At 70.5% G+C, this 22,442-nt stretch carries 22 protein-coding genes; 14 read left to right on the top strand and 8 right to left on the bottom strand.

The window, feature by feature from the left end; all coding sequences use genetic code 11:
- Complete coding sequence (locus tag AWX74_RS27460) at positions 1 to 213, bottom strand: hypothetical protein (RefSeq protein WP_091282915.1); 213 nt, start codon at positions 211 to 213, stop codon at positions 1 to 3.
- A 492-nt stretch (positions 214 to 705) separates the two neighbouring features.
- Between AWX74_RS27460 and AWX74_RS27455 the strand changes: the two genes are divergently transcribed.
- From AWX74_RS27455 to AWX74_RS27445, 3 genes are all read left to right on the top strand, one after another.
- The gene (locus AWX74_RS27455) at positions 706 to 1,569 is read left to right on the top strand and encodes a helix-turn-helix domain-containing protein (protein WP_091282913.1); all 864 of its coding nucleotides are present in this window, start codon (positions 706 to 708) and stop codon (positions 1,567 to 1,569) included.
- Positions 1,566 to 1,829 carry a DUF397 domain-containing protein gene (locus AWX74_RS27450; protein WP_091282911.1) on the top strand — a complete coding sequence of 88 codons (264 nt, stop codon included), beginning with the start codon at positions 1,566 to 1,568 and terminating at the stop codon, positions 1,827 to 1,829. The genes AWX74_RS27455 and AWX74_RS27450 overlap by 4 nt, the downstream gene beginning before the upstream one ends.
- A 599-nt stretch (positions 1,830 to 2,428) precedes the next feature.
- Complete coding sequence (locus AWX74_RS27445) at positions 2,429 to 2,641, top strand: hypothetical protein (RefSeq protein WP_091282909.1); 213 nt, start codon at positions 2,429 to 2,431, stop codon at positions 2,639 to 2,641.
- Between the two features lie 287 nt (positions 2,642 to 2,928).
- Here AWX74_RS27445 and AWX74_RS27440 read toward each other — a convergent pair whose 3' ends face one another.
- The 6 genes from AWX74_RS27440 to AWX74_RS27415 all read right to left on the bottom strand — a co-directional run bounded on the left by AWX74_RS27440 (position 2,929) and on the right by AWX74_RS27415 (position 9,833).
- The gene (locus tag AWX74_RS27440) at positions 2,929 to 3,192 is read right to left on the bottom strand and encodes a type II toxin-antitoxin system CcdA family antitoxin (protein ID WP_091282907.1); all 264 of its coding nucleotides are present in this window, start codon (positions 3,190 to 3,192) and stop codon (positions 2,929 to 2,931) included.
- Between the two features lie 136 nt (positions 3,193 to 3,328).
- The gene (locus tag AWX74_RS27435; protein ID WP_091282905.1) at positions 3,329 to 4,573 is read right to left on the bottom strand and encodes a hypothetical protein; all 1,245 of its coding nucleotides are present in this window, start codon (positions 4,571 to 4,573) and stop codon (positions 3,329 to 3,331) included.
- A gap of 85 nt (positions 4,574 to 4,658) precedes the next feature.
- Positions 4,659 to 5,816 carry a glycosyltransferase family protein gene (locus tag AWX74_RS27430; protein ID WP_006544133.1) on the bottom strand — a complete coding sequence of 386 codons (1,158 nt, stop codon included), beginning with the start codon at positions 5,814 to 5,816 and terminating at the stop codon, positions 4,659 to 4,661.
- Between the two features lie 11 nt (positions 5,817 to 5,827).
- Positions 5,828 to 6,877: an NAD-dependent epimerase/dehydratase family protein gene (locus AWX74_RS27425; RefSeq protein ID WP_091282904.1), complete on the bottom strand. Its 1,050-nt coding sequence runs from the start codon at positions 6,875 to 6,877 to the stop codon at positions 5,828 to 5,830.
- The gene (locus tag AWX74_RS27420) at positions 6,874 to 8,010 is read right to left on the bottom strand and encodes a DegT/DnrJ/EryC1/StrS family aminotransferase (RefSeq protein ID WP_091282902.1); all 1,137 of its coding nucleotides are present in this window, start codon (positions 8,008 to 8,010) and stop codon (positions 6,874 to 6,876) included. Before AWX74_RS27420 ends, AWX74_RS27425 begins: the two co-directional genes overlap by 4 nt.
- A 1,088-nt stretch (positions 8,011 to 9,098) precedes the next feature.
- A complete protein-coding gene (locus AWX74_RS27415) occupies positions 9,099 to 9,833 on the bottom strand; it encodes a metallophosphoesterase family protein (RefSeq protein WP_091282901.1) in 735 nt (244 codons plus the stop codon).
- A 145-nt stretch (positions 9,834 to 9,978) separates the two neighbouring features.
- Here AWX74_RS27415 and AWX74_RS27410 point away from each other — a divergent pair, with 145 nt between their 5' ends.
- The 10 genes from AWX74_RS27410 to AWX74_RS27365 all read left to right on the top strand — a co-directional run bounded on the left by AWX74_RS27410 (position 9,979) and on the right by AWX74_RS27365 (position 20,335).
- Positions 9,979 to 10,902 carry an amidohydrolase family protein gene (locus tag AWX74_RS27410; protein ID WP_207550426.1) on the top strand — a complete coding sequence of 308 codons (924 nt, stop codon included), beginning with the start codon at positions 9,979 to 9,981 and terminating at the stop codon, positions 10,900 to 10,902.
- 76 nt (positions 10,903 to 10,978) lie between these two features.
- Positions 10,979 to 11,488, top strand: a complete 510-nt coding sequence (locus AWX74_RS27405; protein ID WP_054568510.1) for an MSMEG_0572/Sll0783 family nitrogen starvation response protein — start codon at positions 10,979 to 10,981, stop codon at positions 11,486 to 11,488.
- A 148-nt stretch (positions 11,489 to 11,636) separates the two neighbouring features.
- Entirely contained in the window at positions 11,637 to 12,755 is a 1,119-nt protein-coding gene (locus tag AWX74_RS27400) for an MSMEG_0568 family radical SAM protein (RefSeq protein WP_091282898.1), read from the top strand.
- Positions 12,756 to 12,811: 56 nt separating this feature from the next.
- The gene (locus AWX74_RS27395; protein WP_341271980.1) at positions 12,812 to 14,224 is read left to right on the top strand and encodes an MSMEG_0567/sll0787 family protein; all 1,413 of its coding nucleotides are present in this window, start codon (positions 12,812 to 12,814) and stop codon (positions 14,222 to 14,224) included.
- Positions 14,221 to 15,168, top strand: coding sequence for a carbon-nitrogen hydrolase family protein (locus tag AWX74_RS27390; protein ID WP_091282896.1), 948 nt, complete (start codon positions 14,221 to 14,223; stop codon positions 15,166 to 15,168). The genes AWX74_RS27395 and AWX74_RS27390 overlap by 4 nt, the downstream gene beginning before the upstream one ends.
- Positions 15,168 to 16,769, top strand: a complete 1,602-nt coding sequence (locus AWX74_RS27385) for an FAD-dependent oxidoreductase (RefSeq protein ID WP_226931118.1) — start codon at positions 15,168 to 15,170, stop codon at positions 16,767 to 16,769. Before AWX74_RS27390 ends, AWX74_RS27385 begins: the two co-directional genes overlap by 1 nt.
- Entirely contained in the window at positions 16,753 to 17,997 is a 1,245-nt protein-coding gene (locus AWX74_RS27380; protein WP_091282894.1) for an MSMEG_0565 family glycosyltransferase, read from the top strand. Before AWX74_RS27385 ends, AWX74_RS27380 begins: the two co-directional genes overlap by 17 nt.
- A gap of 213 nt (positions 17,998 to 18,210) precedes the next feature.
- Positions 18,211 to 19,095 (top strand): alpha/beta fold hydrolase, encoded by an 885-nt coding sequence (locus tag AWX74_RS27375; RefSeq protein WP_054568512.1) that lies wholly within the window; start codon positions 18,211 to 18,213, stop codon positions 19,093 to 19,095.
- Between the two features lie 140 nt (positions 19,096 to 19,235).
- A complete protein-coding gene (locus AWX74_RS27370) occupies positions 19,236 to 19,928 on the top strand; it encodes a phage holin family protein (protein WP_091282892.1) in 693 nt (230 codons plus the stop codon).
- Positions 19,929 to 20,020: 92 nt separating this feature from the next.
- Positions 20,021 to 20,335, top strand: coding sequence for a DUF3618 domain-containing protein (locus AWX74_RS27365; protein ID WP_091282890.1), 315 nt, complete (start codon positions 20,021 to 20,023; stop codon positions 20,333 to 20,335).
- 17 nt (positions 20,336 to 20,352) lie between these two features.
- On the opposite strand, the gene AWX74_RS27360 is transcribed toward AWX74_RS27365, so the two are convergent.
- On the bottom strand, positions 20,353 to 21,744 hold the full coding sequence (locus tag AWX74_RS27360; protein WP_091282888.1) for a DUF4407 domain-containing protein: 1,392 nt from the start codon (positions 21,742 to 21,744) through the stop codon (positions 20,353 to 20,355).
- A gap of 239 nt (positions 21,745 to 21,983) precedes the next feature.
- Here AWX74_RS27360 and AWX74_RS27355 point away from each other — a divergent pair, with 239 nt between their 5' ends.
- The gene (locus tag AWX74_RS27355; RefSeq protein ID WP_091282886.1) at positions 21,984 to 22,424 is read left to right on the top strand and encodes an SRPBCC family protein; all 441 of its coding nucleotides are present in this window, start codon (positions 21,984 to 21,986) and stop codon (positions 22,422 to 22,424) included.
- Positions 22,425 to 22,442: the final 18 nt, after the last annotated feature.

The raw sequence follows: 22,442 nt of genomic DNA, 5'->3' as shown, positions 1-22,442 counted from the left end.
TCACCGAAGCCCACGGACACCGGTCGGCGACAGGAAGGACAACGGCGCGACCAGGTAGTCCACGTAGTGGTTCTCGACCGCGAACGCATCCGCTTCGGATGCGGAGTCAAAGGCCAGGACGATCCGCCGCGCGCGACGCGCACCCCCGGACAGGAGAATCACCCCGAACATCGACGATGGGTCGATATCGCCGCCCTCCACCGGCCGTGGCATCGCCGGCCGGACTCGTCTGCCACAGCCGGATGCGGTACGCGAATAACGATTCAACGGGACTCCAGTTCTGCTGGGATGCCCGCACCGGCGGACACACGCCGCGATCGCTGAGACGATCAGAGTGGCGGACCCCTGCACCAGCCCACCCGGACGGCTGCACCGGCCAGTCGGGGCAGCCGAAGCGCACGAGGTACCCGGGCCGCCCGGGGCCGCGTCGAGCCGTGGCTACCCAAGCCGTCCCGACCAGCACCGACGCTCCCCTTGGTAGGTCTATTCATCGACAACATCTCACCCAGGAGCTGGATTTCGCCACTCAAGGTGAGCACCGCTTCTGCAGCATGGAGCTTGCACCACGCATATGCAAGGTCTTGTGTGATGGTTTCGCTACAGATTGCGCACTATCTATGCGATCAGTTTGTGGATGCGTGACGAAATGCGTCCCGAGGATCTCCACTCAGTGGGCATCGCGGACAAGTACCCCAGGAGGGCGCGGTGACAGCGAGGAACAGCGGTCCGACCGTGCGCCGTCGTCGGCTCGGCGCGGAACTGCGCCGGCTGCGGGAGACCGCGGGCATCGAGGTCGAGCAGGCCTGCGAAGCACTGCGCTGCTCCACGTCCAAGATCAGCCGACTGGAGAACGGGCGCATCCCCGTACGCACCAGGGATGTCGCCGACCTGCTGGCGCTGTACGGGGTTCCTGACGGCGAGCACCGCGCCGCGTTGCTCGCCCTTGCCCGCGAGTCCCGGCGGCACGGCTGGTGGCAGGCCTACCAGGATGTCGTCCCCGCCTGGTTCGAGGTCTACATCGGCCTGGAGGCCGATGCCTCCTCGATCAGCGTCTACGAGCCGCAGTTGGTCCACGGCCTGCTCCAGACCGCGGACTATGCACGGGCGGTGATGCGGGCAAGCCTGCCGGAGGCCTCCGACGACGAGATCGCACGCCGGGTGGCACTCAGGCTTGACCGGCAGTCACGGCTGCGCGACGAGAACCCACCCCGGCTCTGGGTCATTCTCGACGAAGCCGTGCTCCGGCGGCCGGTGGGCGGGACCATCACCATGAACCGCCAGCTTCAGCAGGTTGCGCAGGCGGCCGAGCTCCCGAATGTCACCGTTCAGGTACTTCCCTTCGCTGTCGGGGCACATGCCGGGCTGGGCAGCACGTTCTCCGTTCTGAGCTTTGCGGATGAGACGGATCACGATGTGGTCTATATAGAGAAAGGGGCTGGAAGCCTCTACCTCGAACGCCCTTCCGAAATTCGCCGCTATAGAGTCAGGCTCGATCATCTGATGGCGTCCGCACTGAGCCCGGCGGACTCCTTGGTCCTGATTTCTGACGCTTCGGAGGATTTTCGGTGAATACGTCCAGAAAACCGACAGTGGCGGACCCGGCGACGCTGGAATGGATCAGGAGCCGCCACAGCGGAGGCGAGGGTGGGATGTGCGTGGAGGTGGCGCACATCGACGGCGGCGTCGCCGTCCGCGACTCGAAGGCTCCCCTCGGCGCGATCCTCCTCTTCAGCGGCGCCGAATGGGGCGCCTTCCTCGCCGGCGTCCGGGACGGCCAGTTCGACGACCCGCCGGCCCTACGCACAGTCACGACCATCAACCGCCCCTGAGGAGCGCTCGCCCGACGCCCGACCGGCGACGGGCACACCGGCCGGTACCTCGACGGCCCCGGCGGTTCGCGGCTGCCGACGGCCCGCCGGCAGCCGGCCCCGCGGAAACCGCCGCTTCGACCTGCATCGCACGCGGGTGCCCGGGCTGGCTGAGGCCGGAGTGTCCCGCACCGGGCAACACCGCCACGAGGACGCAGCCGGTCGTTCATCGCCTCTTGCGTAACCGGCCACCGTCACGCACTCTGTAGATGTTCACCCGGTCATCATTGACTGAAGGTGACAAATGTTGCGGCTATGTAGCGTTGAGGATGGGCTCCGCTCGATGGGCTCAGCTCCACCACGGCGCCCATCTCGTAGCGGAGGAGCGATCCCGTGAAGGCCACCGAACGCGCACCGGCCCGACTGCGGCGCTAGCCAGACCGTCACGCCCTTTTCCTCGTAGCGGCGCGCGGTCCGGGCCGTCCGCCCACCGCCTCGCGCCGCCGTAGTCGCGTCTCCACCGGGTTCCGGTGAGTCCGGGTCCGGTCGATCGGGGTGTCCACTCCGCCGCGGTTTTCGTAGTAGTCCGCCTGTTCCCCTGGTACCGGGAGGTGATTGCCGTGGCCACCGCCACGACCAACCTGCTGAACACTCCTCTGCCCGATCCACGTGTGGAGCGGGTGCGGCGCACAGCCCTCGCCGCCTACGTCGACGGGAAGATCAGCTTCGCACAGGCCAACTCCCGGGTCCGCAAGGCCATCGATCGCTTCACGCCCACCGTCGGCGCCCACCAGGGCACCACGGCACTGGGCTCCGAAGCGCTGGGGCTCTGAGGCGCGGGAGCCCGTCGCGTGTCGCCGCACACCGGGTGCCGGTTCCTGAAGGCCAACAGCGCAGGGGCCGGCACCGCGGAACCATCGCGGCGCCATACCAGATCAGAAGGGGCGAGCCGCCGCGAATGCAGCTCTATCCGTAGAGCCGCTCACGCGATGCACACTTTCAGAAACTCTTGGTAACTCTCCAGATGCCGTGCGTGAGATAGTCGTCGTGGCCGGCCGCCCGGGTTCACCCCCCGATCGCCCGGGCGCCCGGCCGTCCACGCCACTGCGGTGGCAGCGAGTCAGTGCAGGGCAGGCGGCTCGGCCCGAGCCTGATCCTGCTCCAGCGCCACTCGGCCGAGCGCCGCGGTCCAGCGGTGGAAATCAATCAGGGACGCCCGCGGCTCCTGCCGCCACAGGGCCTGCGTGACATACGCCGACAGCCCGTTCGGACCCACCCGGCGCAACACGACGTCCAGCAGGTCGCTCGGCAGGCTGACGGAGACGACCTGATATCCCTGCTCCTGGTGGCCAGGATTGCCGAACCCCGAGCCGTCCGCATACATGCGACCCACCAATCCCGGCCGAGTGCGGCTCTCACCGACCGACAGAACCGCCAGACACGACAGAACCACCAGACACGACCGAGCCATCAGACGCGACCGAGCCGCCGAACATTTCAAACACAAAATCCATCTTTACTCAGCCCTGCGCACTCCGCAATGGGTCGCGAACAAGTCCGAACCGGTCACCGGAACCTGCTTCGGGGCCCCGTCCCTGGGCGCCCCGCGGTGCCGAACCACTGCCGCCGAGGCGGGGGCCGTCCGGCGACGCCGATCCCGGCCACCCCTCGTCGTCCTCATCGGTGCCGTCGAAACGCCGGTAGCCGCCCTCGCCCCCCATCGAGCCGTAGCTGGCACCGGCTCCCACGACGGTCTCGGCCGAGTGCCGACCCCCGGAACGCGCGTCGCCGCCCGGGTACGTGCCACCTGGATGCGTGCCACCCGAATGCGTCTCGTCCGTCGGCCCGTCTGCCAGCGCCTCCTCATCCTCGATCGACCGGTTGGCAGCCGAGCGGTCCCGGCCGAGCGCGGCGATACCAGCCGCGACCAGGACCAGCGAGATGACGAACGCGATCAGGCGCGGGCCGTCCGGCGCGGGCTCGTCGAACAGGGTCAGCCCGAGCGTCACCGGTAGAAAGGCCGAGACCCCGCTGGTCACCGGAAAGGCGATCACCGCGGCACGCCCCTGCAGGCCTCGTTGCTCCAGCCCGAGCGCCAGCACGGAGAAGAGCACCAGGAGATACGGCGTGGGCGTCGACAGCAGATCGATCAACGTGGAGTCACCGTTGCGGCGTTCGTTCACCGCCAGGCCGATCTGCCGGGTGGCCAACGTCGCGATGGCGTAGCTGACCCCGGCCGCCAGCCCGAAGCCCAGCGCCGCGCCCGCGATCTGTTGTCGGGCGGAGGCCAGGTTCGCGCCGAAGGCACACAGCAACGAGAAGATCAACCCCAGCACCAGGAACGCGAGCAGCACATCATTGCCCGCGGGACTTCCGACCTCGGCGTGATGCTGGAACGCGTAGGCCAGCAGCACGACGCCGACCACCATAAGGCCCACCCCGCTCCAGCCGCCTCGGCTGATGTGCTCCCCCAGAAGCCGGCGGGCCAGCAGGGTGAACACGATCATGTCGAGCGCCATGACCGGCGCCACCAGGGCGACCGGTGCCACAGACAGCGCGTAGACCTCCAGCAGGAACGACCCTGCCTCGACGGCAAGGCCGACCAGCCACAGCGGACGGGTCGCGAGACGCGCAAGAAGCCCCAGGCCAAGCCCGGTTCCGGCCTCCTCCCTGCGCGCGGCCATCGCCTGAATCAGCGGAGCGACCCCATACAGGGCCGCGGAGACGACGGTTGTGGGCAGCCCGACAACGAGCGCCGTGTTCATGCTCGGCTCACCCCCGCAGCGTCCCATCCGCCTATGACGGCATCCGAGCCGGGGTAGGTCACCCCGACTCGGGTAACTCGCTGCCTCACCAGTTGGCGCCCAGGCCCACCTGTGCAAGAGCCGCACCGAATGCCTGCTCCCACGCCTGGGGGGTGCCGACAACGCGCTCCGAGGGCGGCTTGACCCGATCCAGGCAGGCCAACGCCGACCGGGTCAGGGACAGCGAATCCGTACTCGTCACCTCGGCGTGACCGCGGTCGAGCTCCTTCTGGAGGTTGTCCCGCCCGTGCCCGGGCACGACGTCCATCAGCAGCAGATCGCGCCCGATCACACGGGCCTCACTGCAAGTGTCTCCCGAAGAGGTGACCACAAGATTACTGGCAGCCATCAGTTCAGGAATGCGGTTGGTAAATCCAAACGGGATCACCCGGTGGTCGCGTTCCGCGAGCGCGGCGAGCTGGCCGGCGAGCTTCTCGTTACGCCCGGCGACCGCGAGGACCCAGACACCGGCGGCGGCAAGCGCCTCGGCCGCCTCCACCAGCGGGCCCAGGCCCCAGGAACCGGACATGAGCAGCACGCACCGGCTCTCCAGCGGAATACCGAGACTGCCCCGGGCCTCCTCCTGGGTCGGCGGGTCGTAGAAGGGCGTCCGCACCGGTGTCGGCACCACGGCGACCCGCGCCTGCGGCGAGAACCTGCGCACGTAGCGGGCAGCCGTCTGGGATGTCACGAGGAACAGGTCGGTGTTCTCCTGAACCCAGATCCGGTGCACGCAGCAGTCGGAGGAGAACACAGCGGTAACCAGGCCCGGGAACTCCGGCTTGAGCCGGCTGACCGCCGCCGCCGCGGAGGCGAAAATCGAGATGACCATGTCCACCGGCTGGGCCTGCAGGTCCTCACGCAGGCGCGGCACCAGAAACCTGCTGGACGTCTGCTCGATCGCGCGGGCCACGCGGCCTCCGGTGCGGAGCTGGGAGAAATGTAGCGCGTCGTAGACACCGGGAATGGCGATCAGGCCACGGAAGACGTTCTGCCCCAGCGCACCGTTACGGCCATCGGTCATCCGCAGGCTGTCCGCCGTGCGGGTGGTGAACCCGCGGCGTTCCAGCGAGGTCGTGCAGGCCTCCGCCATCACGTCGTGGCCCATTCCAAGTGAGCCGGAGAGCAACAGCACGTTGCCTCTCCGCGACTCGGCCCCGCTTTCCGCAAGGGTCTCGTTCACAGTTCCGCTGATCTCGTCCATCTTCGTCACGCTCACTCCGATGAGGCCGCGGAGACGCCGAGATCCCCGACGGATGGCGCAGCCGCCGCAGGTGGCTGCCGGTTTGCCTGATACCACTCGATGTACTGCCGAACCCCGTCCCGGAACGGCGTTGTCGGCCGCCAGCCGAGAAGGTCCGCCGCACGTTGCGCGGAGATCTCCCGGCCACGGAAGTCCCCCGGCCGGGCGGGAATGCGCTCGATCGCCACCGACGGGAAGTACGCCTGGACGGCCTGCGCCATCTCCAGCACACTCACCCGCTCGTTGCCCTCGAGCGCGATCGTCGTGTTCTCCGCGGCATCCGCGAGCGCGAGCACGTGCGCATCCGCGAGATCACGAACGTAGACGTACTTCCGGAACTGCCTGCCGTCACCCGCGACGGTCAGCGGGCGGCCGGCCATCGCGTTGTTGACGAATCTGGCGAGGACCAGCTCGTCGCGCATACCGGGGCCGTAGGGGATGCCGTACCGCAGGATCGTGAACGCGAGCCCGTAGGTCTGCAGATAGCTCTGCAGCAGCAGTTCGGCCGCCAGCTTGGTCGAGGTGTAGACATGCCCGGCGCGGGCGAGCACGATCTGGGCGTCCTCGGTGAGCGGGTCGGGTTCCGGGCCGTCGGAATGCGGCGAGGGCGGCGGGATTCGGCCGCCTGACGGGTCCGAGACGTCGGCCAGGTCGACGGGGTCGGCCGCGGCTCCGTAGACCCAGACGGTGCTGGCGAAGATGACGCGCCTGACACCGGCGTGCCGGGCCGCCTCGCAGACCTTGCCGGTGCCCTCGACGTTGAGGCGGACCGTGCGCACCGGGTCCGCGAAGGCGAAGTCGACGTTGGACATGCCGGCGATGTGAAAGACGACCTCGACACCGGCGAACGCGTCGGTCAGCGCCTCGAGATCCAGCACGTCGATCTCGCGGTAGACCGCGCGCGGATCCGGCCGGGAGCAGGTGGCCAGATCAAGGGACAGGACCTCGTGGCCGGCGTCCAGCAGACGATCGACGACGTGACCGCCGATGAAGCCGGAGCCTCCGGTGACGGCGATCCTCATCGCGCCGCCCCGTCCAGTTCCAGAGCGCGCACAACCGTGCGGAAAGACGCGATGACGTGCTCGACCTCCGCCTCGGTCATGTCGGAATGCAGCGGGAGGCACACGTGCCGGGCACAGATGTCCTCGGCCACCGGCAGACCGGACCGCGCGAACTTTTCGAAGACCGGTTGCCGGTGTAGCGGAACCTCGTACACCTCGCCTGCAAGAGAAACTCCGTGACCATCTCGCAGCTCCAACTTCACCCGGGCACGATCAGCACCCGGCGGAAGAAGGACCGGATACTTGTAGTAGTTGGTCGCTCCGCCCTCGACCGCACGCGGCCGGTCCACCCCCATCTCGTCGATCGCCAGGTCGTAGCAGGCAGCGACGCCACGCCGGTGGCCCAGGAACCGGTCGAGGTGACGCAGATGCACCCGACCGGTCGCCGCGTGTACCTCACTCATCCGCCAGGCGTATCCCTGCCTGATATGGATGTTGCCGAGAAATCCGGCCTTGCCCTGGTCCCGATAGACGAGAGCCTCGTCACGCAGGCGCTCGTCCGCGGTGACGACCATTCCGCCCTCACCGCTTGTAATCAGCTTGGTCGGATAGAAGGAGAACGATCCGGCGACTCCGAAGGAACCGGCGCACCGGCCGGCGAGGCTTGATCCGTGCGCGTGCGCCGCATCCTCGACGAGCACGATCCCACGCTCATCGAGAACAGCTCGCAGTTCGTCAATGTCCGGCGGAATCAGCCCACCGATGTGCACGACGACCACCGCCTTCGTTCGCGGGGTCACCGCGGCCAGGACGGTCTGGGGGCTCAACGCGAACGTGTCCGCACTCACATCGGCGAAGATGGGGGTTCCGCCCGCCCGCAGGACGGCGAAAGCAGTGGCCGCAAAGGTGTTCGTCGGCACGACGACGTCGAATCCGTCCACGTCGACGCTTCTGAGGATGATCTCAAGCGCGGCCGTTCCACTGTTCACTGCGACGGCGTACGGAGCACCGTGTGCCGCGGCGAAGGCCGCCTCGAATTGTTGGGTCTGCCTGCCAAGAGTCATTGCGCCGGTCGTGAGTACCTCGGCCGCGACTGACGCGACCTCCGCACGGTCTTCCTGCGAGAACACGATGCGCGCCGCGGGGACCTGCACCAGTTCACCCCCTAGGTCAACAAGGCCAGCTGCCTGTAACCGACCGCATACGCAATGCGATCGGCTCTGCACGCTACCGGCTCGCCCCCAGGCCGGCTCGCAACGTCGCGAAACCAGACCATCCGACTGATCAAAACCAAAGGTCCGACCCGCCCGGATCGCGTGTATTTGCCCCCACCTTGCTGTTGGAAGGCTACAGACCCCGTGAGCGGCACCCGCCACGACTTTCATAGCCCAGCCGAGTGACCCTCGACCACGCCTCGCAGGTGAGCTCCACCCCCGACGCAATTCCAACCCAAAGCGACGACACATATTGCCTATGCGACGAACGAAGGCCAACGCCGGCCGAGTGCTGCCCAACCGGGGTCGACCGCATTCGTATCGTCATCATCATGATGATGGTAGGTCACCGAATGGGTTCGCCCGATCGGTGTCGTACACACGACGATCGTCACCGTTCCGGCCTCCCCGCCGCGGCGATACCGAGCTGATACCGACTCGATCCTGCAAGCGGAACGGGCGACCGAACCAGTGCACATGTCGTACTGGCCGCAGCGATCGGCATGCCCGCTATCGCCGTCCGCGGCTATCACAGCCGACAGCGGTCATCCGTGTCAGGAAAAGAGCACCCTCACGTGAAGGCCGGGATCAGTGCAGCAGCTCACCATGGGCGAACCGGATGAACTCGACCAGGAGAATCGACCCGCGCGCCAGATGGCCACTCGGCGGTTCTCGCACCACCAGCCCACCGGATGTGCCATTCATCGACACGTTTCAGCGATGTTGTGGGCTTGTTTCGGTTCCAAGGCGGGCGCAGGTCACGCGTCGGAGCCGGAAAAGGAAGAAGCCCCGGCGGGCCGAGCAACTCCTGACGTACGGGGGGAACGTAGGGTTTGCGCGGGTCTCGCCGGGACGTATATCCACCTTACGACCCCCAGATGTCAGACGCGACAGGACCAAAGTCCCCACCCTGTGGGACCAACGACATGGAGGGGTGATCCTGTGCAACTGGACACCGTGTCAGGGCCTCGTCGAGCCGTCGAGCCGTCCAGCCAGAGCCTTCGGTCTGGCGCCCAGGGGCCTGGGCCTCAGGCCTCCTCGAAAACGATCTCGCCGCGATCCGCGTCGAAGAAGAGCCAGTTGCTGGGCCGACCGATCGCCGGGCCCACGTTGACGACCGTTGTCACCAGCCCACGCCCGCCGACCGCCCGGGTGGGAACCGGTACCGGTACACCGGAGACCACCGGGACGGACCTGACCGACCCGACCCGCTCATCCACCTCGGGCTCATCCTCCCGCCAGGCCCCGGGCGCGGGCGCGTGGGCGCCTCCGTCACCCACTTCGGCATCCCAGCGGATCTCGAACACCGCTCGCCGGTGCGTGTGCCCGACCAGGATGAGCGGAACCGCCGGCACGTCCTCGACGCGGGGCAGGTAGGAATCCGAGACCTCGTCGTGACTCCAGCCGATCTGGTGCCCGTGCATCCCCAGCGCGCAGTCGATGTGGGTCATCGACTGCCCGGAGAGCAGCGGCGCGAGCAGGTCCGGCGTCTGCTCGGGGGTGAGCAGGTCCCGGATCCGCTCCTCCTGGTTCCCCAGGATGCGCCGCACGGCGACAAGGTCGGCCCACAGCTCGGGGTCGGGATCGACGACCTCGTCGAGTGGCCAGAACCGGGCCGGGTCGTGCCTGCGCCAGGGCACCTTCGCCTCCAGGTAGTCCCCAAGGCACACCACCTCGTCGACCCCGACCTTGTCGGCGGCCGCGAGGACCCGGCGCAGTGCCTTGCGCTTCCCATGCAGGTCTGCCATCACCGCGTACCGCATGTTTCCAGCTTGCTCCAACGATGAGGGGGCGGACGGGACGATCAACGGAAAGATCACATCGAGCGGACGGAAACAGCGCTCCGACTACCCAGAGGGGTCATCCGAGGACCAGTTTCCGGCAACGCGAGGACCAAAGGAGCCAGTGATGCGACCGGATTGTCACGTTGGCCACACACGGGAAACACCAGGGTGCTTCACTGCCACCGTGCCGCGACCGGACGTACACGATGGGCATCGACATCTCGGTGTGCTGCCGGCCCATCCCTATTACGGCGGGCCAGCGGTCCTACCCACGGTCGGTGCCCGCGCCACCATCGCCGAGCTGCGCGCCGACCTGGACTCCGAGGGCACGTCCGCGGCGCTGGTGATCCCGAACTACGGCGTGCCCGACCCGTCGGTCCCGTTCGGGCTGAACGAGCTGTGCGTGGAGGCAGCCCAGGCGGACGAGCGGATCCTCGCCGGCCTGTGGGTGTCACCGCTGGTACGGGACACGGCGGCCACCGAGCGGGCGCTCGCGCTCGCCGGCGAACCCGGCGTCGCCGCGCTCAAGCTCAGCTTCCTGCTCGGCGGGGACGCGGACGACCCGGCGTGCCAGGGGCGGCTCGATCGGATCTTCGCGGTCGCGGCCGCCCACGACCTCGTCGTTCATGTCCACACCTCGCCCGGCGGCCCGGCCGACGTCGACCGGATGGGTCGGCTGGTCGACGAGTACGCCGATCGGGTCGCCGTGCATCTGGTGCACCTGGGCGGAGGCGTGAGCGGGCACATCAAGCTGATCGGTGGGCGGTTCTTCGACTGGATCGCGGCCGGCCGGCGGGTCTACACCGACGCGAGCTGGGCGGTCGGCTTCGCGCCCCGCTGGTACGCGGCGGAGGTCGCCCGCCGCGGCTTCGGCCACGACCGGCTGCTCTTCGCCAGTGACGAGCCGTGGAGCGACCACCCCGGCGAGCTCGCGCGGCTCACCGCCGCGATCGACGACCCGGAGCTCGCGCGCAGGGTCCTGTCGGAGAACTTCCAGGACCTCTACTTCCGAAAGCGGACAGGACGACCACACCCGACGACTACTTGAAGTAGCCCATCCAGGCGAAGATGCAGTAGTCGATCACTCCAGGCCAGACCAGGACCAGATCAGGACAGGAGCACTAATGGAGCTGACGGAGCTGGAGCGCCAGAGCCTCACCGAGGTGCCACACCCGTCGCTCCCCCCGGGGAGCAACCTGTACGGCTCGACGAAGCTGTTCCCCGATTTCCAGGCCGAGAACGGCGAGTCCTACCTCACGCTCATCCACGGCATCGCGCACGAGTCCTCGGTGACCTACGTGGCCATCCTGCAGGCGACCCGGGCCCTGCGCAAAGGCTTCGAAACAGTCATCTATTTCTATGGTCCCGGCGCCATGAACTGCATGGCCACCCGGGGCTTCCCGCACACCGGCGACTCGGCGTTCGCCGGCGAGCACAACATCAACGCGCAGATCGAGACCTTCATCAAGGAGGGCGGGAAGGTCTACGTCTGCCGGTTCGGCCTGTCGCTGCACGGCCTGCGCGAGGAGGACCTGATCGAGGGCGTCATCCCCGCCCACCCCCTCGACATCCAGGACTGCGTGATCTATTACACGCGCAAGGGCGCGATCGTGAACTCGACGTACATGCTCTGACGCCGCATCAGGCCGCGCCGCCCGCGCCGGACCATGCGCCCGGCGCGGGCGCGATCTCACCGCTCCACCCCGATCTCCCGCCCAGGCCCGCCGTTGGATGCCCACGCGCGCCGACGGGCCAGGCGCGGATCCCCGACGGGAGACACAGATGAACCATGGCCTGGCGACCGATCGCCGGCCGGACGAGGCGGCGGACACCCGGCCTCCCGGGGGTTTCGACCTCGCCGTGCGCAGCGCTGTCGCCGTCCACGGAGTGCGTGTCAGCGCTCCGGTCCAGCGCCGCAGCGGTGCCGGGCCGAGCGACGACGGCCACGTCGTCGTCGCGGGCCGAGGCCTGGCCCTGCCCATCGTCCCGACCAGCCCCTACTCCATCGACGCCGGCCGGCTCCTGTTCGCCGGGACGGATCTCGGCGTCGAAGCCACACCGGTACGCCGGCCGCGTTTCTACGACCTGACGACCGCGGACGGGGTGCCGTATTCGCGGCTCGCCCGCCTGCACAGCGCGGACGTCCTGGCCACCACCGTGTTGCAGACCTGCGTCCGGTACCGCGAGCCCGACCGCTGCCGCTTCTGCGCCATCGAGGAGTCACTGCGCGCCGACGCGACGACGAGGCTCAAGACCCCGGAGCAGCTCGCCGAGGTGGCGCGGGCCGCGGTCACGCTCGACGGTGTCCGTCAGATGGTCATGACCACGGGCAGCACCGCCGGCCCCGACCGGGGAGCGAAGCTGCTCGCCGACTGTGTGCGCGCGGTGGTGGCCGCCGTTCCCGGCCTGCCCGTCCAGGTGCAGTGCGAGCCACCGGAGGACCTGGCCGTCCTCGGTGAGCTGCGCGCCGCCGGGGCGAGCACGATCGGCATCCACATCGAGTCGCTGGACGACGAGGTCCGGCGCCGCTGGACGCCCGGCAAGGCGACCGTCAGCCTCGCGGAATACGAGCGGGCCTGGGCGGAAGCGGTTCGGGTCTTCGGCTGGAACCGGGTGTCGACCTATCTGCTGGTCGGGCTCGGGGAGGACCCCCAGGAGCTGGTCGAGGGCGCACGCCGGCTCATCTCGCTGGGCGTGTACCCCTTCGTCGTCCCGTTCCGGCCGCTGGCTGGAACGCTCGCGGCACGCGACGGCGCCCAGGCGCCCGACCCCGAGCTCGTCTCGGACGTGACGGCCCGCGTCGCGGCAGCGCTGGCGGCGGCCGGGATGCGTGGTGCCGATCAGGGCGCCGGCTGCGCGGCCTGCGGGGCGTGCTCGGCGCTGCCCCAGGCCGGGGGATGATCATGTACGGTCTGTTGCCGGGAGATCGCGCTCCATCCCGGAACCGGGCGGAGACGGTGGACACGCTGGCCGTCTGGGGCGACCGGCGCACGCTGGACGCACAGCCGCCCTACCGCGTCGAACAGGCCGACGACCTGGCGACCTTCACCGCCTATGCGCGGCTGCGGCGCGAGGTCTTCGTCGACGAGCAGGGCCTCTTCCCCGCCGGCGTCGCCGGCGACCTCGACGAGGTCGACACCGATCCGCGCAGCATCGTCCTGGTGGCCCGGGTGGTCGGCGGCCCGGATGACGGGGTCGTCATCGGCGGCGTACGGCTCGCACCCATCTGGCGCGGTGAGGACATCGGCGCCTGGCAGGGCGGCCGGCTCGTCGTCGCGGCCGCGGCGCGCGCCCGGTACGCGGGGGTCGGTGCCGCACTGGTGCGGGCGGCCTGCGCACGGGCCGAGAACGAGGGGGTGCTGCGCTTCGACGCGGCGGTGCAGCCCGAGCGTGTCCGCTTCTTCGGCCGCCTCGGCTGGATGATCGCCGGGACGACGACGGTCGCGGGCCGCCCCCATGTGCTGATGCGCTGGCCGATCAACCGGCTGGCCGCGGTCGCCGCCTCGATCAAGGCACCGTTGGCGAACCTGCTGGCCGGCCTGCGTCCGGGCGGCCCCGGCTTCGTCGGCGACGACGGCGCGCCGGTGCCCGGCACCGACGTCGTCGCCGCCTGCGACGCGATCATCCCGTCCATGGTCGAACGTGACCCGTACTGGGCCGGCTGGTGCGGAGTGCTGGTCAATCTGAACGACCTGGCGGCGATGGGCGCGCGGCCGGTGGGCCTGCTCGACGCGGTCGCCGGGCCAACCGCTTCCCGGGTGGCCCGGGTGATCGGCGGGCTGCGGGCCGCCGCCGAGCGGTACGGCGTCCCCATACTGGGCGGGCACACCCAGCTCGGAGTGGCCTCGGCACTGTCCGTCACCGCGCTGGGCCGCTCCGACCAGCCGGTCCCCGCCGGCGGGGGCCTGCCCGGGCACGCGGTCACCCTCACCGCCGACCTGGGCGGGGACTGGCGGGCCGGGTACTCCGGCCGGCAGTGGGACTCGACGTCCACACGGCGCACCGCCGAGCTGCGCGCGATGCTGGACCTGCCCCGCCGGCACCGGCCGTGCGCCGCCAAGGATGTCAGCATGGTCGGCATCGTCGGCACGCTCGGCATGCTCGCCGAGGCGAGCGGCTGCGCCGCCGAGCTGGACGTCGCCGCGGTTCCCCGGCCGGCGCAGGCGACTGTCGGTGACTGGCTCACCTGCTTCCCCGGTTACGCCATGCTTACGGCGGACGTCGACGACCGCCCGGTGCCGGCGCCCCGCCCGGCGACCTCGGGGCGTTGCGGCCGCCTGCTCAACGGCTCCGGGGTGACGCTGCGCTGGCCGGACGGAGTCCTCACCCCGGCGCTGTCAGGCCATGTGACGGGGCTGGGCCACGCGTGAGCACGACGCGGCGCCCGCAGGCGCGCGGCGGGTGGGCGCGGCCCACCCGCCGCCGGGTGACCATCGCCGCGGTCGCCGCGCCGTTCGGCCGTGACCTGGACGAATGCTTCGCGAGAATCGGTACGCACATCGACGCGGCCCGGCAGCGCGGCGTGGATCTCCTCGTCCTGCCCGAGGCCGCACTCGGCGGCTACCTGCACACGTTGCCGCCCAGCGGCACCGATCTGGCGCTGGACGGCGGGCCGCCCGCACTCGATCCGGACGGACCGGAAATCGCCAGGCTCGTCACGCTCGCCCAAGATATGGTGGTCTGCGCCGGCTACACGGAGCGTGACGGTCCTTACCGGTACAACAGTGCGGTGTGTGTCCACGGTGACGGCGTGCTGGGCCGCCACCGCAAGGTGCACCAGCCACTCGGCGAGGGCCTTGTGTTCGAGGCCGGCCGCTCCTTCACCGCCTTCGACAGCCCGCTCGGCCGGATGGGAATGATGATCTGCTACGACAAGGCGTTCCCGGAAGCCGGGCGGAGCCTCGCCCTCGCCGACGCGGCGATCATCGCCTGTCTGTCAGCGTGGCCGATCTCCAGCACCCAGCCGGCCCAGGAGGTCGGTGACGACCGCTCCCTGCACCGGTTCAATCTCTACGACCAGGTTCGCGCGTTGGAGAACCAGGTTGTCTGGGTGGCGTCGAACCAGACCGGCGCTTTCGGGTCGCTGCGGTTCGTGGGCAACGCGAAGGTCGTCCATCCGGACGGCTCGGTGCTGGCCACCACCGGCACGGCCGAAGGCCAGGCTGTCACGACCATCGACGTCACCGAGGCGCTGCGCCGCGCACGCGGCGGGATGAACCTGCTGGCCGACCGGCGTGCCGCGACCTACCAGCCGCCGTGCCTGCTGGCCGGTGACCCGTACGACCCCCGGCGCTTCGGCGCGGTGGCCCGCTGATGCCGGACGCACTGATACCAGGCGCCATCGTGATCGGCGCCGGGGCCTCCGGGCTGGCCGTCGCCCTGCTGCTGGCCCGCGGCGGCTGGCGCGTCGACGTCCTCGATCGCGACCCCGACGACCGGCCTTCCGACCTCGCGGACGTGGCGGACTGGCATCGCCCGGGCGCGACACAGACCTGGCACTCGCACGCCTTCCTGGCCCGTGGCCGGTCCCTGCTCCGCGAGCACGCCCCGGAGATCCTCGACGGCCTGCGGGCCGTGGGTGTCCGGGAGACGCGGCTGAGCGAGCATGCCCCGCCGACGCTGACCGACGTCCCACCGGAGGACGACGAGCTCGTCGTGCTCGGGTGCCGCCGCGCCACCCTGGACTGGGTGATGCGGGAGGTGGTCAGCAGGGAGCCCGGTGTCACCATCCGGTCCGGTGCCCGGGTCGCCGGGCTGCTGACCGAAGCGCACGGGTCGGGGTCTGCGTCGGGAGCGGGTTCCGCGTCGGGGGCGGGTGCGCCGCTGGTGGTTCGCGGCGTGCGCCTTGCCAACGGCAGCAGCCGCACCGCCGACCTGGTCGTCGATGCCGCGGGGCGGCTGTCGCCGGTCCGCCGCTGGCTCGTCGACGCGGGAGCGGAGCTGCCACCGCCGGCCGAGGTCGACTGCGGCATCGCCTACTACTCGCGCTTCTACCGGCGGCGCGGCCCCGAGCCCGCCGTGGCGCTCAACCGCGGGCACACCGCCGGCGCGTCCTTCGACCGCTACTCCTGCCTGATGTTCCCCGCCGACCGGGACGTCTTCTCGATGACCTTCGGCGTCCTGCCGGAGGACGGCGACATCCGGGTGCTTCGTCACGGCGCGGCCTTCGACGCGGCGGCCCGGGCCATCGAGATGTTCGTGCCATGGCTTGACGCCGAGCAGGTCGTGCCGGTCTCACCCGTCACCGCGATGTCGCATCTGAGCAACCGGCTACGGCCGCTGGTGGCGGACGGGCGTCCAGGGGTGCTCGGCCTGCTCACGGTCGGCGACGCGGCGATCATCACGAACCCCGCGCACACGCGGGGGGTGACGCTCGCGCTGCTGGGCGCCGTGCGGCTGGCCGAGACGGTCCGGGCGATCCGCGACCCGGCCGACCGGGCGCTCGCCCTCGACCAGTCGCTGCGCACGGAGTTCGCCCCCTGGTTCGAGGACTCCGTCCACCAGGACGCCGCCCGCCTGCTGCGGTGGCGGCCGGACAATCCGGGCGTACGCAGCGGCGGCCACCCGTCGCCCACCAATGGTGCGCTGCCGACTGGATACACCCCGTGGCCACCGCGACCCGAGTGGGGGGCGGGCGCCCTGGCCGCGGCCGGGGCCGGCGTCACCAACGGTGAGGCGTACCTGGCCGCCCGCCGCGACCCCTGGGTGTGGGACCGCTTCACCCGCCTGCAGAACGCGCTGCTGCCGCCGTCCGCCGTGCTGACCGACAGCACGTTCGTCGCTCGGGTCCGCGACGTCCTGGCGACGGGCTGGCGGCCGGATCCCGTACCCGGCCCCAGCCACGGGGAGCTGATGGGAGTCGCGACCGAGGCCCTCGCCCAGGAGGGCGCCGGCGCCCGTGCCCGTGGGAACTGAGCGCGGCGCCACCACGAGCGGGAACGGGCCGAGCGGCACCGGGCCGCTCTCGGTGGCACTGCTGACCTACTCGACCCGGCCACGCGGCGGGGTGGTGGCAACCCTCGCGCTCGCCGAGGCGCTGGCGCGGGCCGGGCACCAGGTCGACCTGTGGACGCTGGCCCGCGGCGGCGACACGGGTTTCTTCCGGCCGGTCGACCCCGCCGTGCGCGTGCGTGCGGTGCCGTTCCCGGATGCCCCGGACGACGAGTCGGTCGGGCAGCGCATCCTGCGCTCGATCGCCGTACTCGGCGAGGCGTTCGACACGCACCGCGGCACCGGCACCGGCACCGGCACCGGTTCCGGTTCCGGTTCCGGCACGGCCTACGACGTCGTACATGCCCAGGACTGCATCTCCGCGAACGCGGTGGCCGACTGCGTCCGCACGGTGCACCACCTCGACACGTTCACCACCCCTGAGCTGGTCACCTGCCATGAACGCGCGCTGCGCCGCCCGCGGGCGCACGTGTGCGTCTCGACCGCCGTCGCCGCGGAGCTGGCGGCCGGATGGGGCATCAACGCCACCGTCATCCCGAACGGCGTGGACGCGGCCCGGTTCACCGCCGCGGCGGCCCCGCAGGGCCCCGCCCGGGCGGCCCGGGAACGCTGGCAGTCCCGGCTCGGCCGGTATGTCCTCACCGTCGGCGGGATCGAGCCCCGCAAGGGGACGGCCGACCTGATCGAGGCGTTCGCGCTGCTACGCGGCCGCTCGACGCCGGTGTCGCTGGTCCTCGCCGGCGGGGAGACGCTGTTCGACTACCGTGCCTACCGTGATCATGTGCTGGCCCGCGCCGCCGAGCTCGGCATCGAGCCCGTCCTGCTCGGGCCGGTGCCGGACGAGGAGCTGCCCGCCCTGGTCGCCGCGGCGAGCGTGTTCGCGTTCCCGTCCGCGAAGGAGGGCTTCGGGCTCGCCGCGTTGGAGGCGCTCGCCGCCGGGGTGCCCGTCGTGACCCGCGACCTGCCGGTGCTGCGCGAGGTGCTCGGCGCGGCCGGGAGCGCCGTGTCCTTCGCGTCGTCCCCGACGGGCTTCGCGGCCGCGTTGGACCGGGTTCTCGACGCGGCCGAGCCGTGGCCGGGCACGTTGCCGGATCCCGCCCGGACCGCCGCCGGCCGGGCGGTGGCCAGCCGCTTCAGCTGGGACCTCGCCGCGTCCCGGCATGTGGCCTTCTACCGCGCCCTGCCACGATGAACGGTACGGCTGCGCCAACGCAGCGTGGCGGCAACCATGCGACCGATTCCGGAGGGTTCTGGAGCAGGTGCGATTCCGTCTCCACCGGTGAGTCGGAAATCCGACGAATCCGTCACCGAACCGGCAGACACCGGCGCGAGCTCGTCCACGGTGTTTCATCAGGGATGCGGCAGTCGCCGAGGACCACAACGACGAGCCGAACGGCAGACATGGATGTATGACGAAGCACCGGCCTGGTTCGAGGCCGCCATCGATACTCGCCCCGATCGGCTGGAAACCGAGGTCGACGGGACGGCCATCAGCTACCGGTGCTGGGGGCCGGTCGACGGGCCCGCGATCGTGCTGGTGCACGGCGGGGCGGCCCACGCCGGCTGGTGGGACCACATCGCGCCGCTGATCCCGGCCGAGTACCGGGTCCTGGCGCTGGACCTGTCCGGTCACGGCGACAGCGGCCGGCGCGAAGAGTACTCGCTGAGCACCTGGGCGTCCGAGGTCATCGCGGTGATCGACCACGCGGGGATCACCTCTCCGCCGATCGTGATCGGCCACAGCATGGGTGGCTGGGTCACGATCACCACCGCGGCGGAGTACCCGGACCGGGTCGCCGGAATCGTCGTCATCGACTCGCCGGTGAAGGAGTCCACCCCCGAGGAGCGGGCGGCGCGGGAGCGGACGGCGTTCGGCCCCCTTCGGGTCTACGCGACCGCGGCCGACGCGCTGGCCCGGTTCCGCACGGTTCCCGAACAGCCGAACAGCCTTTCCTACATCATCGATCACATCGCACGGAACTCGATGGGGGCGATGTTGGGCGGCTGGGCCTGGAAGTTCGACCCCAACGTGTTCGGCAACCGGACACCGTCCCCCGAGATCCTGCGCAAGGTCCACTGCCGGGTCGTGCTGTTCCGCGCCGAGAAGGGCCTGGTGACACCGGACATCGGCCACCTGATGTACAACCTGCTCGGCCGGGTCGCGCCAGTGATCGAGATTCCGCTCGCCGGGCACCACGTGATGCTCGACCAGCCGTTGTCACTGGTCACCGGGATTCGCACCATTCTCGCCGACTGGGAGCACTCGTCCCCGCAGGAACGCGCCGACTGACGCCTCCCCACCCCCTCGTCGCCCCGATCCGTCCCCCCCGACCACGGTTTATACGGCGACCGGCGGGCATCCGGGTCTACACCGATCCGTATGGACACCGCCGGAGGGCGGGTCTCCGGTCCGGTTGAGAAGGGGATGGCATGACCAGCACACTCAGCCGCCAGCCGACGACACCGGCCACACCCCCCGTGGACCGCACGGGGATACCGCCGGACGCGCAGGTCACCGTGCGTGTGCCGGTCGACGGCTCACCCCCGGCGAACGCGGCCACGGGAGCGCGCCGGGCGAGCACGGTCGCACGGGGAGCCAGCCCGCACGGGACCGCCACAGCCACCCCGACGGCATCCGGTGTCGGCGCCGGCACCGCCGTTCACCCCGGCTCCGGCCCCGGCTCTGGGGCCGTCGCCGTCGGCACCGAGGCCGGGAGCGCGACCGGTGCCGGCCTCGAACGTCGACGACCGGCGTCGACCGGGCATCTCGTCGCCGAGGTGGCAAGCGACGTCTCGACGCTGTTCCGCCAGGAGGTCGCCCTCGCCAAGGCCGAGCTGCGCGAGGAGGCGACAAAGGCCGGCAAGGGTGCCGGCATGTTCGCGGCGGCCGGCGGCGCCGGCTTCTTCGCACTCGTCTTCGTCCTGCTCGCCGTCATGTTCGGGCTCGGCTCAGTCATGGCCCTGGGATGGGCCGCGCTGATCGTGGGCGTCGTGTTGGCCGCCGCGGCGGGCGCACTGGCACTGCTGGGCCGCCGGACGGTCAAGGCGGTGCACCCTGCACCGAAGCAGACGGTGGAGACGCTGCGCGAGGACATCCACTGGGCCCAGAACCGGCGGCACTGACCACCCCGCGGCACTGACCACCCCGCGCCGGCACCCGGCACGGCAGGCATCCGGCACGGCAGGCACCCGGCATCGTCGAAAGGATGGCGCACGTGACCAGCACCAAGCCCGACGAAATCCGTTCTGAGATCGAGGCGACCCGTGCGCAGCTCGGCCAGGACCTTGACGTGCTGTCCGACCGGCTCCGCCCGCACAAGGTCGCCGGACGCACCGCGCAGGGCGTGAAGACCAAGGTGGCCGGTGCTGGCACGGCGGGACGCACGAAGGCGACCTCGCTGGCGATGGTGGGTCGGGACCGGGCCCGGGAGAACCCGCGAATCGCCGGCTCCGCGGCTGGCGGCGCGGCCGCGCTCGGCGTCCTGACCGCTGTCGTCGCACGCCGCCGCCACCGGCGCGGTCACAACTAGCCCCGGGTGAGCAACGGTCAGTGCTCGGCGGCGTCCGCCGGTGGCCTCGGCGATGCCGTCGGGCTCGGTTGTGCCGCCGCCGGTGGCACCTGAGCCGACGGTGGCGCGGCCGGTGGCACCTGAGCCGTCGGAAGGCCTGGTGTGCGCGGGACCGCGACGATGCCGTGCCGGGCACGCAGCTCCAGCAGCTGCGACTGCCGATCCGCGCTGATCTCCTCCTCGGCCAGACGTGCGTCGGCGGTGTCGGCCGTCCAGCGGACCGCGCCTTCCACTCCGTCCCGCCGCATCTGGTAGTCCTCCCATCGGGCCGCGAGCCGGGCCGCCACCGCGGGCGCGAGATCCCGCCGCTCGCGCGCGTTGTGACCCACCTGCAGTGCCTCGACCTCGGCGGATGTCTCGTCCCGCCACCGGGCGAGGCGTTCCCGGCGCCGGTACGGGCTCGCGTCCAGACCGCGCTTGGACAGCAGTGGCGCGAGGTCCACTCCGAGCAGCAGCAGGGTCAGCAGCAGCCGCCAGGCGAGCACCGAGCGGTCCCGCGTGGTCAGTCTCCAGAACGCCTTCTCCCGCATGAGCAGGTCGTTTGCCGCCCCGCTGGTGCTGGCGGCGGTCCGGGCGAAGGCGGTCCGGTTCTTCTCCTGGGTGGCGCGGAACTCGTCCAGACCACGCTGGGCGGTGTCCCGCAGCCGGGTGGCGTCACCGACGGCGGCGGTGGCCGCGGCCAGCTCGGCCAGCTTGATCTGGTAGATCGGCCCGGCCCCGACGAGGCAGGAAGGGCCACCGGTGAGCTGGCAGTTCACCTCCGCGGTCTTGGCCTCGACGAGTGAGCTGGCCGCATCCAGCCCCCTTTTCTTCGCGGCCAGATCAGCGGTGCGGGCGGCCAGCTCACCCTCCTGGTTCGCATCCCAGGAGGCCATGATCCGACCGTTCTCCTCCTGCTGGATCTCGGTGACGGTGGTGGCGATCGAGGTTTCGAAGATGCGGAGCAGTATGGCCTCACCGACGATAATTGCCCCGCACACCGCGATGAAGACCCGGACCATCACGGAGAAGCCCGGTCCGGTCGTTTTGACGCCACCCTCCGCGTCATACCGGTAGGACGACTGCGTCAGCAGGACGGAGCGGTCGATGAAGAATATGAACAGGGCGTAGAAGAGCCCGTAGGGAAGCGCGCGGAACATTCCGGTGCCGAAACCTACGGACACCACAGTCGCGCCGGCATACGTGGCGAGTGCCGAGGTCAGCAGCATCAGCACGCCCGCGGTGACGAACCGGGCCCGGTCGGCCGGTGGCAGGAATTTCGGCTGTGCGCCCGCGAGGAAGACCAGGGTGTCACCGACCGCGCGCAGCGGTCCGCGCGACGGAGCCGCTTCTTCCCCAGGATTACTGGACGTCTGCGGAGAATGTTGCACAGGACCCCCGTCCAACCGGCACGACACAGGTTTCGTGCTGCCTTCTCCACAAACGGACCGCGCGCGACGGGTCCCGCCGCCGGGCAGCGCGGTCACATTATCGACCGGGCGGCGTTCCCACAATTCGCCGGCGGCGGCCGCGGCGATGGGCTCGCGCACCGCATTTGCGGCCCCTGGGATAGTCTCGGCATTGCGCGGAGGACGGCCATCAGGGCCCAGCCGAACGGACGGAGTGGCGAATGGCACGTATCAGTGTCGAGGTGGAGCGGATCGTCGGCGGGTCACCGGAGCGGGTGCTGGCCCTGCTGTCCGACTACGCGGGCACCCGGCCGCAGCTGTGGCCCGAGATGATCACCGACTATCGGGTGGTCGAGGGCGGCGAGGGCGCCGGTACCCGCATCACCTACCAGCTGCACGCGACCCGCAAGCGGGTGCGCGAGGTGGACGCGCTCGTCAGCACCCCGTCGGCCGGCAAGCTGCTGGAGGCCGACCAACGTTCGTCACTGCGCACCGAGTGGTCCGTCCGGGCCGCCGGGGCGGGCGGCAGCACGGTGTCGGCGCACACCACCTGGGATGGCGCGAGCGGCATCGGCGGCTTCTTCGAGAAGACCTTCGCCCCGATCGGCATCCGCAAGCTGAGCAACGCCGTCCTGGACGGGCTTGAGGCCAGGCTGCACTGACCCGGCCAGCGGCAACGC

This window comes from Parafrankia irregularis (assembly GCF_001536285.1).
Taxonomy (GTDB): Bacteria; Actinomycetota; Actinomycetes; order Frankiales; family Frankiaceae; genus Parafrankia; species Parafrankia irregularis.
Note: the sequence above shows the minus strand (reverse complement) of the source record. Positions and strands in the feature narration are given on the sequence as shown.